The organism is Nocardia sp. NPDC055165 (genome assembly GCF_053606985.1).
On sequence record NZ_JBSGSS010000010.1, the window covers coordinates 192,555 to 208,219 of the forward strand.

Annotated in this window: 15 protein-coding genes; 7 read left to right on the forward strand and 8 right to left on the reverse strand. The window is 66.8% G+C overall.

What is annotated here, in order from left to right:
- The first annotated feature begins 126 nt into the window (after nucleotides 1-126).
- Nucleotides 127-1,008 (forward strand): NERD domain-containing protein, encoded by an 882-nt coding sequence (locus tag ACWFRF_RS21985; RefSeq protein ID WP_452451970.1) that lies wholly within the window; start codon nucleotides 127-129, stop codon nucleotides 1,006-1,008.
- On the opposite strand, the gene ACWFRF_RS21990 is transcribed toward ACWFRF_RS21985, so the two are convergent.
- The 6 genes from ACWFRF_RS21990 to urtA form a co-directional block, all read right to left on the reverse strand.
- Nucleotides 1,009-1,758, reverse strand: a complete 750-nt coding sequence (locus ACWFRF_RS21990; RefSeq protein ID WP_378991144.1) for a GntR family transcriptional regulator — start codon at nucleotides 1,756-1,758, stop codon at nucleotides 1,009-1,011.
- 14 nt (nucleotides 1,759-1,772) lie between these two features.
- Complete coding sequence (gene urtE, locus ACWFRF_RS21995; protein ID WP_056814706.1) at nucleotides 1,773-2,465, reverse strand: urea ABC transporter ATP-binding subunit UrtE; 693 nt, start codon at nucleotides 2,463-2,465, stop codon at nucleotides 1,773-1,775.
- Nucleotides 2,458-3,261 (reverse strand): urea ABC transporter ATP-binding protein UrtD, encoded by an 804-nt coding sequence (urtD, locus tag ACWFRF_RS22000; RefSeq protein WP_452451973.1) that lies wholly within the window; start codon nucleotides 3,259-3,261, stop codon nucleotides 2,458-2,460. Before urtD ends, urtE begins: the two co-directional genes overlap by 8 nt.
- On the reverse strand, nucleotides 3,258-4,388 hold the full coding sequence (gene urtC, locus ACWFRF_RS22005) for an urea ABC transporter permease subunit UrtC (protein ID WP_452451975.1): 1,131 nt from the start codon (nucleotides 4,386-4,388) through the stop codon (nucleotides 3,258-3,260). Before urtC ends, urtD begins: the two co-directional genes overlap by 4 nt.
- Complete coding sequence (gene urtB / locus ACWFRF_RS22010) at nucleotides 4,385-5,269, reverse strand: urea ABC transporter permease subunit UrtB (RefSeq protein WP_266293973.1); 885 nt, start codon at nucleotides 5,267-5,269, stop codon at nucleotides 4,385-4,387. The genes urtC and urtB overlap by 4 nt, the downstream gene beginning before the upstream one ends.
- Before the next feature lie 70 nt (nucleotides 5,270-5,339).
- Nucleotides 5,340-6,590, reverse strand: a complete 1,251-nt coding sequence (gene urtA, locus ACWFRF_RS22015; protein ID WP_056814694.1) for an urea ABC transporter substrate-binding protein — start codon at nucleotides 6,588-6,590, stop codon at nucleotides 5,340-5,342.
- 341 nt (nucleotides 6,591-6,931) lie between these two features.
- Between urtA and ACWFRF_RS22020 the strand changes: the two genes are divergently transcribed.
- A complete protein-coding gene (locus ACWFRF_RS22020) occupies nucleotides 6,932-8,761 on the forward strand; it encodes an acyl-CoA dehydrogenase (protein WP_378991139.1) in 1,830 nt (609 codons plus the stop codon).
- Between the two features lie 4 nt (nucleotides 8,762-8,765).
- On the opposite strand, the gene ramB is transcribed toward ACWFRF_RS22020, so the two are convergent.
- On the reverse strand, nucleotides 8,766-10,172 hold the full coding sequence (ramB, locus tag ACWFRF_RS22025; RefSeq protein WP_378991138.1) for an acetate metabolism transcriptional regulator RamB: 1,407 nt from the start codon (nucleotides 10,170-10,172) through the stop codon (nucleotides 8,766-8,768).
- A gap of 94 nt (nucleotides 10,173-10,266) precedes the next feature.
- On the opposite strand from ramB, the gene ACWFRF_RS22030 reads away from it, so the two are divergent.
- The 5 genes from ACWFRF_RS22030 to ACWFRF_RS22050 all read left to right on the forward strand — a co-directional run bounded on the left by ACWFRF_RS22030 (nucleotide 10,267) and on the right by ACWFRF_RS22050 (nucleotide 14,488).
- The gene (locus tag ACWFRF_RS22030; RefSeq protein ID WP_452451977.1) at nucleotides 10,267-11,781 is read left to right on the forward strand and encodes an ATP-dependent DNA ligase; all 1,515 of its coding nucleotides are present in this window, start codon (nucleotides 10,267-10,269) and stop codon (nucleotides 11,779-11,781) included.
- 73 nt (nucleotides 11,782-11,854) lie between these two features.
- On the forward strand, nucleotides 11,855-13,042 hold the full coding sequence (locus tag ACWFRF_RS22035; RefSeq protein WP_378991135.1) for an inorganic phosphate transporter: 1,188 nt from the start codon (nucleotides 11,855-11,857) through the stop codon (nucleotides 13,040-13,042).
- Nucleotides 13,043-13,054: 12 nt separating this feature from the next.
- Nucleotides 13,055-13,336 carry a hypothetical protein gene (locus ACWFRF_RS22040; protein WP_378991133.1) on the forward strand — a complete coding sequence of 94 codons (282 nt, stop codon included), beginning with the start codon at nucleotides 13,055-13,057 and terminating at the stop codon, nucleotides 13,334-13,336.
- A gap of 11 nt (nucleotides 13,337-13,347) precedes the next feature.
- Nucleotides 13,348-13,713, forward strand: a complete 366-nt coding sequence (locus tag ACWFRF_RS22045) for a DUF3349 domain-containing protein (RefSeq protein ID WP_378633940.1) — start codon at nucleotides 13,348-13,350, stop codon at nucleotides 13,711-13,713.
- A gap of 100 nt (nucleotides 13,714-13,813) precedes the next feature.
- Nucleotides 13,814-14,488 (forward strand): TetR/AcrR family transcriptional regulator, encoded by a 675-nt coding sequence (locus ACWFRF_RS22050; RefSeq protein WP_452451980.1) that lies wholly within the window; start codon nucleotides 13,814-13,816, stop codon nucleotides 14,486-14,488.
- Between the two features lie 62 nt (nucleotides 14,489-14,550).
- Here the strand turns inward: ACWFRF_RS22050 and ACWFRF_RS22055 are convergent, their stop codons facing one another.
- Entirely contained in the window at nucleotides 14,551-15,567 is a 1,017-nt protein-coding gene (locus ACWFRF_RS22055; protein WP_378991131.1) for an alpha/beta hydrolase, read from the reverse strand.
- Between the last annotated feature and the right edge of the window lie 98 nt (nucleotides 15,568-15,665).

Sequence of the window (15,665 nt, forward strand, 5' to 3'; positions counted from 1 at the left end):
TCCTGTATTCGTGCCGGTTTTCTTTGGTTTCCAGTGGTTTTCGGAACAGTTGCGCGTCATGATCGGTGGGTACCGCAGCGCGCAGCGGCGGTGTGAGGTCGCAGCACTGGTAGGGGAACATCGCACATGCTGGTTCGGATCAGACCGGGTGCCGAGCTCACCGGCGCCGAGCGTGAGCTCGTGGACTGCCTGCGCGCCTATCCGAGTACGGGGCTCGCACTGGTCGACTGCCGGGTGGGTGACCGGCGGCTCGGCGCGGTGATCGTGACGCCGCGCGGGATCACGGTGCTCGAAGTGAAGGGTTTCCGGCGACGGCAGAGCGGGCTGCTCACCGCCGCCGCCGACGGCACCTGGATGATCAGCGACAGTCCGCTGGATTTAGAAGCCGACACGTCGAACGGTCTCACCGACCGGGTCGAACACGGGGTGCACGCGGTGCGGGTCGCGCTGGAGCAGGCGTTGCAGGACAGCAGACACGTCTCCGGCGCGGTGGTGCTCGTGCCGTATCGGGGCGTGGTGGTGCGGCCGGCGCGCACCGCGCTGCGGCCGGGTCTGGACGTACTGGTCGCGAACAGCGTCGATGCGCATGAGCTGCGGGTGTACCTGGAAGGGTTCTCGGCGGGGCCGCGCGAATGGACGGTCGAGCGCGTGCTCACCACCTGTACGGCGCTCGGTGTGGCCGAGGCGCCATCGCGTGCCGAGCTGGTCGAGGAGGGCTTCGACACCCATCGACCCGCGCCGACTCCGGTGGCGCGGCAGGTGCGCGCATTCAGCGAGCCCGCCCCGCCGCCGGATCCGTCGCGGCGGGGAAAGCTCGTCGGCATCGGACTGTTCGCCGCCGCGGTGCTCGGCATCTTCGTGGTCTTCGTGGTCGTCGGCGTGGCGCTGATCCAGGATTCGCCGCATCCGCGCCCGATGTCGGATACCTCGCAGACCTCGACTACCCGTGCGCCCACGTCGGCGACTCCGCGCAAGACCGAGTGCTGGCCGTTCCAGACGGACTGCTGATCAATCCCGCACGGCGCGACCGAGTTTGGTGAAGGCGATCGCCTGCTCGGCGCGCACCCGGACGTGCGCGCGGGAGGAGTCGATGTGGGCGGTGAGGGTGTGCAGGGCCTGTTCGCCGTCCCCGGCGAGCACCTGCTCGGCGATGGTGATGTGATCGGCTGTCATGGCCGCCACCCGCTCGGCGGTCGGCACATCCATCGTGCGCACCGGGCGAACCCGCAGGTAGACGGCGGCTAACGCCTCGGCGAGGGCGGAATTGCCCGCCGCTCTGAGCAGCTCGGTGTGGAACCGCTCGTCGGCGGCGACCAGGTCGGGCCCGGGTTCCGGTGGGGTGTCGCGATATTCGAGCCAACGGGCCAGCTCGGCGCGCACGGTGGGTAGGTCGTGCTCGGCCGGGATGTGCACCTGGACGGAGCCACCCGCGGCGATACGCTGAAAACCACGGGATTCCAGCACGATTCGCAGTTCGTAGAGCTCGTCGAGTTCGTTCAGGCGTGGCCGGTACAGGTAGAGACCGTCGGGATGTCGCTGCACGAGCCCGTCGGCCTGGAGCCGGGCCAGCGCCTCGCGCACCGGGGTGCGCGAGACGCCGTAGCGCTGGGCCAGCCGTTCGGCGCGCAGCCGTTCGGTCGGCGCCAGTTCCCCGGTGGCGAGGTCGTGGCGGAGTTCGTCGTAGACGCGCGCGGCCAGCGGCACCCGCCGCCCGCCGCCGGCGGGACGCGCGTCCTCGCCCGATCCCCTCCCGGCCATGTGCGCCGCTGCGATCAGATCGCCATCGCCGCGCGGACCGCGGATTCCGCACCTGCCCCGCCTGCCCCGGTCGAGCCGAGATGCCCCGAGTGCAGCACGTAGTACTGTTGCGCGGCTTGCAGTGCGAAGCCGATGTGCTGCTCCACCAGCAGCACGCTCAAACCGCCGCGCTGCGTCAATTCGATGATGGTGCGCTCGATTTCGGCGACCACCGACGGCTGGATGCCCTCGGTGGGTTCGTCGAGGATGAGCAGCTTCGGCTCGGTGATCAGTGCCCGGGCGATGGCCAGCTGCTGACGTTGCCCGCCCGAGAGCAGGCCCGCCTTGCGGGTGAGCAGGTCCTTCAACGCGGGGAACAGATCGAGGGATTCGTCGATCAGCGCCTTGCCGCGTTTGCGCCCGTCCGCGACCACCTGCAGGTTCTCGGCGGTGGTCAGCTGCCCGAAGCTCTGCTGGCCCTGCGGCACATAACCGATGCCGCGCTTGACCCGTTGGGAGGGCGAGAGTTTCGTGATCTTCTCGCCGTCGAAGGTGATGGTGCCCGATTTGGTGGGCAGCAACCCCACCGCCGCGCGCAGCAGCGTGGTCTTGCCCGCGCCGTTGTGGCCCATGATCGCGACGACGCTGTCGTCGGGCACGGTCATGCTGACACCGTGGATGACCTCGGTGCGCCCGTATCCGGAACGGATGTCGTGTAGCTCAAGCATCGGCCGACTCCTTGTCTGTCGTAACCAGAGTCGCGGTGCCCAGATAGACCTCTTGCACCTTCGGATCGGCCTGCACCTGTTCGACGCTGCCCTCGCTGAGGACCTTGCCGCCCGCGAGCACGGTGACCGAGGTGGCGAAGGACCGCATGAAGTCCATGTCGTGCTCGACGACGATCACCACGCGATCACTGCCGATGCGGCGCAACAGGTTTCCGGTCTCCTCGCGCTCCTCGGCGCTCATGCCCGCGACCGGCTCGTCGAGCAGCAGCACCGACGCGTTCTGCACCAGCAGCATGCCGATCTCGAGCCACTGCTTCTGTCCGTGCGCGAGCACCCCGGCGGGCTTGTCCCGCAGCGCGGTGAGACCCGTTGTCTCCAGGGCCTGTTCGATGCCCGGCAGCACCGACTTGCGCATGCGCAGCAGCGACAGGGCCGAACGCCCGGCACCCGCCGCGATATCCAGGTTCTGCAACACGGTGAGTTGCTCGAACACACTGGCCGTCTGGAAGGTGCGCCCGATGCCGAGGCGCGCGATCTGGTGCACCTTCTTGCCGAGGAGTTCGGTGCCCGACTTCTGCGCCGAACCGGTCGCCGGGACGAGGCCGGTGATGGCATCGATCAGCGTGGTCTTGCCCGCGCCGTTCGGTCCGATCAGGAACCGCAGGTCGCCTTGCAACACCGTGAGGTCGACATCGGTGACGGCTTTGAAGCCGTCGAAACTGACAGTGAGACCACGGATTTCGAGGTAGTCGCTGTCCATGCCCGCGTTGCCGCCGGCTTTGGGTTCGAGTGTCATCGCGCTTGCACCTTCTCCTCGGTGACGACGGCGGCGGGTTCTTCCGGTGCGGGCGGCAGCTTCTTGCGGCTGTTGAGCCAGCCCTTGAACATCGGCCACAGCCCGGCCAGACCGGCGGGGATGAACCCGACGACCACGATGAACAGCACGCCCTGCATGTAGGTCCAGCCCGACGGGAACGACTCCGACAGTGAGGTCTGCGCCCAGGCGACGCCGATCGCACCGAGGATCGGTCCGAGCAGGGTGGTGCGGCCACCGATGGCGACACCGATCAGGAAGGCGATCGACGGGATGACGCCGATATCGGCGGGCGAGATGATGCCGACGATCGGAGTGAACAGCGCACCGGCGATACCGGCGAGGAACGCCGCCACCACATAGGCGACGATCTTGATATTGGCCGGGTCGTAGCCGAGGAAACGCACGCGCTCCTCGGCATCGCGCACCGCCACCAGCAGTTCGCCGTAGCGGCTGCGGTTGAGCTGGCGGATCAGCGCCACCACCACCAGCAGCGTGCCCGACGCGATGAAGAACAGCATCTGCCGGTTGGCCGGGTCCGACAGCCGGAACCCGAAGAAGGAACGGAAGTCCGACAGTCCGGTGAAGCCGCCGATGGCCTGCTGACCGGTGAGCAGGATCGCCAGCGCCGCGGCCAGTGCCTGGCTCAGGATGGCGAAGTAGGCGCCGCGCACCCGGCGCTTGAACACGCCGTACCCGAGCACCGCCGCGACCAGCGCGGGCAGCACCAGGATGCCGAGAATCGCCACCGGCGCGGAACTGAACGGCTGCCAGAATCCCGGCAGTTCGCTGATGCCGGAGATCTCCATGAACTCGGGAACGTCGTTGCCCAGGCGCGCGGCGTCGGCGAGCTGCATGTGCATGGCCATGATGTAGGCGCCGATGCCGAAGAACACGCCCTGGCCGAGGGTGAGCATTCCGCCACGGCCCCAAGCCAATCCGATGCCGGCGGCCACGATGGCGAAGCAGAGGAACTTGGCCAGAAGGTTCAGGCGGAAATCGCTCAGAACCGCAGGGGCGACGGCGAACAGCAGGATCGCCGCGACGCCGAAGCCGAGTAGTGGTGTGAGGCGCGGGTATTCGCGCAGACGTTCGGTGAGTGCGGTCATGCCAGGCTCCTCGTCCGCACGGTGAACAGGCCCTGCGGGCGGACCTGCAGGAAGATGACGATCAGCACGAACACGATCACCTTCGCGATGGACGCGGTGGTGGAGTATTCGATGAACGAGTTGAGCAGGCCGAGCGCGAACGCCGCGATCACCGTGCCCTTGATCTGACCGAGGCCGCCGATCACGACCACCAGGAACGCGTCGATCAGATAGCTCTGGCCGATGGTGGGGCTCGTCGAACCGATCAGGGTGAGCGCCACACCGGCGACGCCGGCCAGTCCGGAACCGATGAAGAACGTGCTGATATCGGTGAATCTGCTGGAGATGCCGCTGGTTTCGGCCAGTCCACGGTTCTGCACGACGGCGCGAATCCGCCGACCCATCGGGGTGGTCTTGAGCACGGCGGCCAGGGTGGTCACCGCGACGATCGCCAGCACCAGGATGAAGATGCGGGTCTTCGGCACGACCGCGCCCGCGATAGTGATGCCGCCACTGAGCCATTCGGGCACCAGCACGTTCTTGGCGGGGGCGCCGAAGATGTCACGCGCGGCCTGCTGGAGCACGAGTCCGACACCGAAGGTGACGAGCAGGGTGTCCAGCGGTCGGTCGTACATGTAGCGGATCAGGCCCATCTCCAGGGCGGCACCGAGCAGGCCGCCGATGAGGAAGCCCATCAGCAGGGACACGACCAGCGATACTCCGGCCGACGAGAAGACTTGCTGCACTACATATGTGGTGTAGCAACCGGCCATGATGAATTCGCCGTGCGCCATATTGATGACGCCCATCTGACCGAACGTCAGGGAAAGGCCGAGCGCGGCGAGCAGAAGAATGGATCCCAGACTCAGCCCGGTGAAGAGCTGACTGATCAGCACGTCCATTGCAGTGGACTCCTTGGAGATGGGGCGATGTGGGACGCGCGCACTGCGCGTCCCACATCTGTCGGGCTGTTTACTTGAGGCCCTTGGCCCATTCGTAGGACTTCAGGTACGGGTCCGGGGTGATGGCTTTGCCGGAATCCCAGACGGTGTAGATCAGGCCGTCGGGGCGGATCTCGCCGATCCGGGCGGTCTTGGTGATGTGGTGGTTGGAGCCGTCGATGGTGACGGTGCCCTCCGGGGCGTCGAAGCTCACGCCATCGGCGGCGGCCTGAATGTCGGCCACGGCGAACGACTTCGCCTTCTCGACGGTGTTCTTCCACAGGTACACCGAGGCGTACGCGGCTTCCATCGGGTCCGAGGTGGGCTTGTCGGCGCCGAAGGCGGCCTTGTAGTCGGCGACGAACTTCTTGTTCGCCGGGGAGTCCACGGTCTGGTAGTAGTTCCAGGCGGTGAGCTGGCCCGCGATGTTCTGCGCGCCGATGCCCGCGACCTCTTCCTCGGCGATCGATACCGAAACCACCGGCATCTCAGCGGCTTTGAGGCCCGCGTTGGTGTACTCGCGGAAGAAGGCGACGTTGGAGTCACCGTTGAGGGTGTTGAACACCGCGCCCGCCTTGGCGGCGCGCACCTTGTTGACGATGGTGGAGAAGTCGGTGGAGCCGAGCGGGGTGTAGTCCTCGCCCTTGATCTCGATCCCGTTGGCCGCGGCGTAGGCCTTGATCTCGCGGTTGGCGGTCTGCGGGAAGACGTAGTCGGAGCCGACCAGGTAGAGGGACTTGATGCCCTTCTGCTTCAGGTAGTCCAGCGCGGGAATGATCTGCTGGTTGGTGGTGGCGCCGGTGTAGAAGATGTTCTTGGAATCTTCCAGACCCTCGTACTGCACGGGGTAGTAGAGCAGCGAGTTCAGGCTCTCGAACTTGGGCTTCATGGCCTTGCGGCTCGACGAGGTCCAGCCGCCGAACACCGAAGCGACACAGTCGGAGCTGATCAGCTTCTCCGCCTTCTCGGCGAAGGTCTTGGGGTCGGAGGCGCCGTCTTCGAGGACGATCTCGATCTTCTTGCCGAGGACGCCGCCCGCCGCGTTGATCTGGTCGATCGCCAGCTTGGTCGAATTGGCCACGGTGACTTCGGAAATGGCCATCGTGCCCGACAGCGAGTGCAGCGAGCCCACCTTGATGGTGTCCTTGCTGGTGTCGACGCAGGAGGCTGCGGTCGAGCCGGTCGACGCGTCGTCGCGCGCACCACAGCCGGTGAGCAGCAGGCCGGCGACGGCCACCGCGGCAGGCACGACAAGTGCCTTGACCAAACGGGATTCAGACATGGGGCGGTTCTCCTCATCAGGTGTAACGGCGGCGCCACACGCGCCACAACGAATACCGCCGCTGTCTGCCCCGGAGACTGGATGTACACCGAGTTGTATACAGAAGCTGTATTCGTGATTCGAGACAGTAGATGGAACTTGTTGCACCCGAATGTCTCTCGGTCACGTGCCCGTTTCGTCTGTTTCGTCCGTGTGAATTGTTCGTCGGCGACAGCTGGAGAAGGGTCGCCTTGCCTACGGTTGCGTAGGGGCGCGCAGGTGCGGCACGCTTCGATTTGTACAACGTCGAGCCGCCGAGCCACACGGCAATCGGCCGTGTGCGGTCAGTCGAGGAGGGCCCAATGGGGCACTACAAGGCGAACGTGCGTGACATCGAGTTCAATCTGTTCGAGGTCCTGAACCTGGACAAGGTTCTGGACACGGGCGCCTACGGCGACCTGGACTCCGATACGGTGCGCCAGCTCCTCGACGAGGTGAAACACCTGGCCGAAGGTCCGATCGCGGACTCGTTCGCCGAGGCCGACCGGCACCCGGTGGTCTTCCACCCCGATACCCACGACATCACCGTGCCCGATCCGCTGCGCAAGACGGTGGACGTGGTGCACGAAGCGGGCTGGTACCGCCTGGCCATGCCGGCGGGTATGGACGGCACCGCCGCCCCGAACGCGCTGATGTGGGCGATCAACGAGCTCATCATCTGTGCCAATCCGGCGGCCAGCTTCTTCAACATGGGCCCGATGATGGGCTCGGTGCTCTACGAGATCGGCAACGACGAACAGAAGCGCTGGGCACAGGGCGGGTTCGAGCGCGGGTGGCAGGCGACCATGGTGCTCACCGAGCCGGATGCCGGATCCGATGTCGGCGCCGGTCGCACCAGGGCCGTGCCGCAGCCCGACGGGTCATGGCACATCGACGGGGTGAAACGGTTCATTTCCGGCGGTGACGTGGGGGATACGGCCGAGAACATCTTCCACCTGGTGCTCGCCCGGCCGGAGGGTGCAGGCCCCGGCACCAAGGGACTTTCGCTGTTCTACGTGCCGAAGTTCCTCTTCGATCCGCAGACGCTGGAACCGGGCGACCGCAACGGTGTGTACGTGACCGGGGTCGAGCACAAGATGGGGATCAAGTCCTCGCCGACCTGCGAGGTGACCTTCGGCGGCACCGCGGTGCCCGCCAAGGGCTGGCTGGTCGGCGATGTGCACAACGGCATCGCCCAGATGTTCAAGGTGATCGAGAACGCGCGGATGACGGTCGGTGTGAAGTCGTCCGGGACATTGTCGACCGGGTATCTGAACGCGCTCGAGTACGCCAAGACGCGGGTGCAGGGCGCGGATCTGACGCAGGTCGCCGACAAGGCGGCGCCGCGCGTCACCATCACCCATCACCCCGATGTGCGCCGGTCGCTGGCCATGCAGAAGGCCTACGCGGAGGGGTTGCGAGCGGTGTATCTGTATACCGCCGCGCATCAGAACGCGGATGTGGCGCAGCTGGTGTCCGGTGCCGATCCGGAGACCGCGCACCGCGTGAACGATCTGCTGCTGCCGATCGTCAAGGGCGTGGGTTCCGAGCGCGCGTACCAGCTGCTCGCCGAGTCGCTGCAGACTTTCGGCGGCTCCGGCTATCTGCAGGACTATCCGATCGAGCAGTACATCCGTGACGCCAAGATCGACTCGCTCTACGAGGGCACCACGGCGATCCAGGCCCAGGACTTCTTCTTCCGCAAGATCATTCGCGATCGCGGGGTCGCCCTGGCCCACGTGAACGCGCAGATCGGCGGCTACCTGGACAATGACACCGGCCGTTTCGCCACCGAGCGCGCCCTGCTGCGCACCGCCCAGGCCGACGTCGGCGCGATGGCCGCCACCCTCACCGGCTACGCCATGGCGGGCCGGAGCGAGCCCACCGAGCTCTACAAGGTGGGCCTCGGCTCGGTTCGCTTCCTGATGGCGGTCGGCGATCTCCTCATCGCCTGGCGCCTGCTGGTCCAGGCCGACATCGCCGCCGCCGCCCTGGCCTCCGACGCCGCACCGCGGGACCGCCCCTACTACCAGGGCAAAGTCGCCGCGGCGAGTTTCTTCGCCAAGAATGTCCTCCCCGAACTCACCGCTACCAAGAACATCCTCGCCGCCATCGACAACGACATCATGGCGGTCCCGGAGGAAGCCTTCTGAGCAGCTATTTGATGAGGTAGGGCGAGACCGAGCTGCGGTGTTCGCTGATGTCGAGGGCCTTGCCCAGCGGCGGGAAGGCGCGCTGGGGACAGTTGGAGCGCACGCACACTCGGCAGCCCGCGCCGATGGGGGTGGCGTTGGCTTCGCCCAGGTCGATGCCGTCGGCGTAGACGACGCGGCCCGCGTGGCGCAGCTCGCAGCCGAGGCCGATCGCGAAGGTCTTGCCGGGCTGGCCGTAGCGGGTGGCGCGGCGTTCCACGGTGCGCGCGATCCAGAGGTATTTGCGGCCGTCGGGCATCTGGGCGATCTGGGTCATGATCTTGCCGGGGTAGGCGAAGGTCTCGTAGACGTTCCAGAGCGGGCAGGTACCGCCGCTGGCCGAGAAGTGGAAACCCGTGGCGGACTGGCGCTTCGACATATTGCCCGCGCGGTCGACGCGGACGAAGGAGAACGGGACGCCGCGCAGGGTCGGCCGTTGCAGGGTCGACAGGCGGTGGCAGATGGTTTCGAAACTCTGCGAGAAATGCGCCGACAGGCGTTCGATGTCGTAGCGGAAATTCTCGGCTACTTCGTGAAAGTGCGTGTAGGGCAAGACCATCGCGGCCGCGAAGTAGTTCGCCAGGCCGAGCATCGCGAGTTTGTGCGACGCGTCGGAGGCGAAATTGCCCTCGTCGACCAGTTTTTCGAGGAGCGGGCCGCATTCCAGATAGGCGAGTTCGGCGGCGAGTTTGAAGGTGCGCTGTCCACCGGACAGGTGTGGGGAGATCTCGAGCTGTTTGGTCTCGGGGTCGAAATGGTGCAGCACGCCCTCGCCGAGGTCGATGCGCTCGCTGATCCGCACGCCGTGCGCACGCAGCAGGCGCACGATCTCGGTGCTCACCTCGCCACCGTGGAACCGGATGCGCGCGGTGAGATCCTCTGCGGCGGTATCCAATTCGTGGATGTAGTTCTGGCGCTGATAGAAGTAGTCGCGCACTTCCTCGTGCGGCTTGCTGATCGCGGCGCTGCCGGAACCGTCGGCGAACCGGTCCTCGGTGGCGGCGGCCAGCTGGGCGCTGGTGTTGCGGTAGCGGTTGTGCAGGGCCACCAGGGCGCGCGCCATCGACGGATGGGCGGAGACCATGTCGGCGATCTGCTGGGTGTCGGCCTCGATGCCGAGCTCGGCGTCCATCACCACTTCGGACAGCTCGGCGATGAGCCGGGTGTCGTCCTGGGCGGAGAAGAAGGTGGGGTCGACGCCGAAGACCTCGTTGATGCGCGTGAGCACCGGCACGGTGAGCGGTCGCACGTCGTGTTCGATCTGGTTCAGATAGCTGGCCGAGATCTCCAGTTTCTGCGCGAGCGAGACCTGGCTCAGCCCACGTTCGGTCCGCAGCTGGCGCAGCCGCGCTCCGACATAGGTCTTGGCCATATGTCCAGTTTAGGGGCGGTTTCGCAGGCTTGCCAATGGATTCTTAACAGCGGGGCTCGAGCTCTGTGTCACACCCTCGCGATACTGTCGTTGGGTGCTGTTCAGCGATGTCGTCACGGCCTCCGCGGCCGTGCGGGCGACCCGGTCGCGCAAGGCGAAAACCGCCGCGCTGGCCGAGCTCTTCGGCGCCGCGGACCCGTCCGAGATCGGGACCGTGGTGGCATGGTTGTCCGGCGAGCTGGTGCAGGGCCGGATCGGGGCCGGGTGGCGCACGGTGGCCGGGCTCGAGACCCCGCCGAGCGGCGACGCGAGCCTCACCGTCGGCGCGGTGGACGACATCTTCTCCCAGCTCACCGGCCTGAACGGCAAGGGCTCGACCAACCGGCGCCGCGAATTGCTGACCGCGCTCTTCACCGCCGCGACCGAGGAGGAGCAGTCCTTCCTGGTCCGCCTGCTCACCGGCGAACTCCGGCAGGGCGCGCTCACCGCGATCGTGGTCGAGGCGCTCGCACAGTCCACCGGCATCCCCGTCGACGTGGTGCGCCGAGCCCATATGCTCTCGGGCCGGCTGCCCGTCACCGCGATCGCCGCGCTCGCCGGGGGCGAGCAAGCCCTGGCCGCGTTCCGCCTCGAAGTAGGACGCCCGGTAGCGCCGATGCTCGCCGCACCCGGCGGTTCGCTGGACGAGGCCCTCGCCGAGCTGGGCTCCGACATCAGTGTCGAACACAAGCTCGACGGCGCCCGCATCCAGGTGCACCGCGACGGCGACCAGGTCTGGGTCTTCACCAGAACCCTGCGCGACATCACCGCGGGCGTCCCCGAACTCGTCGAGCTGGTCAAGACCCTCGACTGCGCCACCGTGGTCCTGGACGGCGAAACCCTCGCCCTGACCGACGCGGGCCGCCCGCGCCCGTTCCAGGAGACGATGAGCAGGTTCGCGACCATCGGCGATCCACGCCGGTTGCACCCCTATTTCTTCGACTGCCTGCACCTGGACGGCATCGATCTGATCGACGAACCACTGCGCATCCGGCGCACCGCGCTGGAGCGGGTCGCGGGCGATCACAGCATTCCCGCGCTCATCGCGCCGACCCCAGAGGCCGCCGCCGACTACTACGACGACGCACTGGCGGTCGGCAACGAGGGCGTGATGGTCAAGGCGCTGGATGCCCCGTACGCCGCGGGCAGGCGCGGCAAAGCCTGGCAGAAGATCAAACCCGCGCACACCCTCGACCTGCTGGTGATCGGCGCCGAATGGGGTTACGGCCGCCGCACCGGGTTCCTGTCCAACCTGCATCTGGCGGCCCGCGATCCGGAGACCGGTGAGCCGGTGATGGTCGGCAAGACGTTCAAGGGCCTCACCGACGAACTGCTGCGCTGGCAGACCGAGGAATTCCCGCGCCACGAAACCCACCGCGACGGTCAGGCCGTGTACCTGCGTTCCGAACTCGTCGTCGAGATCGCGCTGGACGGAGTCCAGACCAGTACCCGATATCCGGGCGGAGTCGCGCTGCGCTTCGCCAGGGTGGTGCGGTACCGGCCGGACAAGGAACCGGCGGAGGCAGACACCATCGAGGCGGTGCGCGCGCTCGGCGTGGCCGCCGGCTGAGCTCAGCCGCTGGTCGTGCGACTTACCCGCAACAGTTTGGCAATCCGGCGGCAGCATACGACACACTGTTCCGGTGAGCGCCGAACTAATGGTCCTGTTGATCGTCATCGTCACAGCTCTCGCGTTCGACTTCACCAACGGATTCCACGACACGGCCAACGCCATGGCGACCTCGATCGCCACCGGTGCGCTGAAGCCGAAGACGGCAGTCGCGCTCTCGGGCGTGCTGAACCTGATCGGTGCGTTTCTGTCGGTATCGGTCGCGGCGACGGTAGCGAAGGGGATCGTCCAATTGGACGATGTGGGCGGGCAGGACCTGCTGGTCATCGTCTTCGCCGGCCTGGTCGGCGGCATTCTGTGGAACCTGTTGACCTGGCTGCTCGGCCTGCCGTCGAGTTCCTCGCACGCCCTGTTCGGCGGCCTGATCGGGTCGACGATCGCCGCGCTGGGCTGGAACGGGGTGATCTGGGCATCGGGGTCGGACGGTGTGCTGATCAAGATCGTGCTGCCCGCGCTGCTCGCGCCGGTGATCGCAGCCATCGTGGCGGCCATCGGCACGTTCCTGGTGTACCGGATCACCCACGGCGTCGACCGGGAGAAAACCGAAGAGGGCTTCCGCTGGGGCCAGATCGGTTCGGCCTCCCTGGTCTCGCTGGCGCACGGCACCAACGACGCGCAGAAGACGATGGGCATCATCTTCCTCGCGCTGGTCGCCTACGGCTCGCTGGGCAAAGACGACCACATGCCGCTGTGGGTGATGGCCGCCTGCGCCGTCGCGATCGCCCTCGGCACCTATCTCGGCGGCTGGCGGATCATCAGGACCCTCGGCAAGGGCCTGGTCGAGATCGAGTCGCCGCAGGGCTTGGCCGCCGAGTCGACCTCGGCGGCGATCATTCTCACCTCGGCGCACTTCGGTCTGCCGCTGTCGACCACGCAGACCGCGACCGGTGCGATCCTCGGTACCGGCATCGGCAAGGGCGCCGAGGTGCGCTGGCGGGTGATGGGCCGGATGGCCGTGGCCTGGCTGCTGACCCTGCCGATGGCGGGCATCGTCGGCGCGATCTGCTGGGCGATCGCCAACGTCATCGGTGGACTGCCCGGCGTGCTCGTGGTGTTCGGCCTCCTGATCGCCGGGGCGCTCGGAATCTATCTCCGGTCGCGCCGTGACCCGGTCGGCACTCACAATGTGAACGAATGGCCCGATGGCCATCAGCCACCCACCTCGGCACAGGCGCCGATCGACCAGAACCATGCCGGGTAGAGGGGAGCGATCGTGCACACCGTGATCACCAATCTGAGTTCACTGTGGGAAGTGGTGCTCGCCGCGCTGATCTTCGGCGCGGGTGTCCCCGCGGTCTTCGCCTTCGCGGTGCGGTGGTGGGGCAATGCCGAGACCGTCGACGCCGAGGGCCGAGTCCGGCGCAACTATCCGGCGCTGGCGGGCGCGGTGACCTGTCTGGTCCTCATCGTCGTCGTGGTGATCACCGGAATCCTGTTCACCGCCAAGGCGTTCATCGCCCACCAGTTCGGCATCCACCTGTTCGGCCAATCATGAGTGAGGAAGCCATGACCGATCCGAACCCCACCCCCGCGACCCCGCCGGTCCGTGGCAACCTGCTCTCGCGGGTGCTCGGGTGGCTGCGCGCGGGCTATCCACAGGGCATTCCCCAGTCCGACTATGTCGCCTTGTTCGCCGTGCTGCACCGCCACCTCACCGACTACGAGGTGACGGTGATCGGGGAGAAACTGGTGGAGGCGAATCCGAATCGGGAATCGATCAGCGAGGCCGAAATCGCGGCCGCCATCGCCGATTTCGCGAAGCAGCAGCCCGCGCCCGACGACGTCTCGCGGGTGGCTTCGCATCTGGCCGCCGGTGGCTGGCCGTTGGCCGAACCGCTCGACGACGGCGAACCCACTACCGAACAGAATTGATCATCGCCAGTTCGACAATTCCGATACGCCAGCGGAATTCGCTCGCGGCGACAATGGCGAATCGCCCGGCTGTCCGGCGATCGCGCGCTAGCATGCATCCGTGGTTCGGCGTGCGGATGTAACCGATAGTGGTCGTAGTTACGGTGGATTGTCGCGCCAGCAGCGAGTCGCGCTACGCCGCAACAGGTTGACCGACGCGGCGCTGGAACTATTCGGTACCCAGGGATATTCGTCGACCTCGATCGAGCGGCTGTGTTCGACCGCGAATGTGTCGACCCGCAGTTTCTACGAAGACATCGGTAGCCGTGAGGCATTACTGATCGCACTCGTCGACCGGTTGAACGCGGTCGCGTTACGGCGCCTCGACGAGGCATTGGAGCACACCAGCGAACAGCCGCTGGTGGTCCGCGTGGTGGAGAGTTTCCGCGCGTTCCTCGCGGTGACCTGCCGTGATCGCCGGGCGGCGCGGGTGTTCTATGTCGAGGTCGTCGGGGTGAGTCCGGTGGTGGAGGAATGGCGGCGCGCGCAGCGGCGGTCGATTTCGGCACTGCTCACCCGGGAAGCGCAGCGCGCCGCCGAACGGGGCGAAGCGGAATCGCGCAGCCTGCACCTGTTCGGCCTCGCGGTAATCGGCGCCGTGAATTCCCTCGCGCAGGAGATGGTGCACGCCACCGTTCCCGGCGACGCGATCTCGGTCGACGAGATCTGCGAGGAGATCGCCTATTTCATCCGCTCCGGGCTCACGGTGCGCACCGCGGTCGCGCCCACCACGTAGCTGCCGGCAACGCAGAAACGGGAGGCATCCGAATCCGGATGCCTCCCGCTTTCAGTGGGAAATCAGATACCCATGCCCTGTGCGAGCAGCGGCCACGACTCGTGCAGCGCCTGCTCCCAGTACGGCCAGTAGTGGGTGCCCATCGGGGTGAACTGGTAGGTCGCCGGGATACCCAGCGAGTCCAGCTTGGTCTTCAGGTTCTGGCTGCAAGCGTTGGTCGCCGCTTCGATGCCGATACCGAGACCGAGGTTGATCACGCCCATCGGGCCGGGCGAACCGTTGAGGTAGTAGGCCACGTCGGCGTTGGTCGGCATGCCGCTACCGCTGGAGATGTAGAGGTTGGTGCCGCGCAGCTTCTCCGCGTTGATGACCGGGTCGTTCTCGACCCACGCGGGATCGTTGTCCGGGCCGTACATGTTCGCGGTCTTGCCACCGGCCCAGGTCTCCACGGAGAACTTGACGGCCTGCTTGCCCATCGGGTCGGCGATCTGCGCGCAGCCACTGTAGGCGGCGACGGACTTGAACAGACCCGGGTTGGCCTCGGCCAGCTGCAGCACCGAGGTGCCGGAGGTGGACAGGCCGGCCAGCGAGTTCAGGCCGGTGGAGTTCAGTGCGCCGTCGAGCAGCGGCGGGAGCTCCTGGGTGAAGAAGGTGCTCCACTTGTTCAGGCCCAGCTTCGGGTCTTCGGCTTTCCAGTCGGTGTAGTAGCTGCCGCGGCCACCGATCGGCTGGATCACATTGACCTGCTTGTCGGCCAGGAAGCTGAGCGCCTGGGTCTGCGCAGCCCAGCTGGCGGTGCCCTCACCGCCGTCGAGGCCGTTGAGCATGTAGAAGTTGGGGGCCGGCTTGGACTCGTCGACGGGACGCTGCACGTCGATCGTGATGTCCTTCTTCATCGCCGCCGAGTACACCTTCAGATGCCACACGCGTCCGTCTTTGACGATGGACGACACGGCTGAGGGCTTCTCGGGTTCGGCGGTCGCGGCGCCACCGGCGACAACGGCCACCGACAATGCGGCGGTCAGAGCCACGGCGGTGGTGCGCAGCGCGGCCACGGTACGTAGTGCAGAGAGCTTCATCGAACAGTCGGTTCCAGTCCACGGGCCCTGTCGGGCACGTCATCGCAGTGCTTCCCCCGGTCGCCGAGAGCATATGCGCTCGACGCCTGCAGGGCTGT

Coding starts and splice junctions, on each gene's coding strand:
- urtD (WP_452451973.1), bottom strand. CDS start 3,261: ATGACACTCGAACCCAAAGCCGGCGGCAACGCGGGCATGGACAGCGAC.
- urtA (WP_056814694.1), bottom strand. CDS start 6,590: ATGTCTGAATCCCGTTTGGTCAAGGCACTTGTCGTGCCTGCCGCGGTG.
- ACWFRF_RS22055 (WP_378991131.1), bottom strand. CDS start 15,567: ATGAAGCTCTCTGCACTACGTACCGTGGCCGCGCTGCGCACCACCGCC.
- urtE (WP_056814706.1), bottom strand. CDS start 2,465: ATGCTTGAGCTACACGACATCCGTTCCGGATACGGGCGCACCGAGGTC.
- ramB (WP_378991138.1), bottom strand. CDS start 10,172: ATGGCCAAGACCTATGTCGGAGCGCGGCTGCGCCAGCTGCGGACCGAA.
- urtC (WP_452451975.1), bottom strand. CDS start 4,388: ATGACCGCACTCACCGAACGTCTGCGCGAATACCCGCGCCTCACACCA.
- ACWFRF_RS22020 (WP_378991139.1), top strand. CDS start 6,932: ATGGGGCACTACAAGGCGAACGTGCGTGACATCGAGTTCAATCTGTTC.
- ACWFRF_RS21985 (WP_452451970.1), top strand. CDS start 127: ATGCTGGTTCGGATCAGACCGGGTGCCGAGCTCACCGGCGCCGAGCGT.
- urtB (WP_266293973.1), bottom strand. CDS start 5,269: ATGGACGTGCTGATCAGTCAGCTCTTCACCGGGCTGAGTCTGGGATCC.
- ACWFRF_RS21990 (WP_378991144.1), bottom strand. CDS start 1,758: ATGGCCGGGAGGGGATCGGGCGAGGACGCGCGTCCCGCCGGCGGCGGG.
- ACWFRF_RS22045 (WP_378633940.1), top strand. CDS start 13,348: ATGACCGATCCGAACCCCACCCCCGCGACCCCGCCGGTCCGTGGCAAC.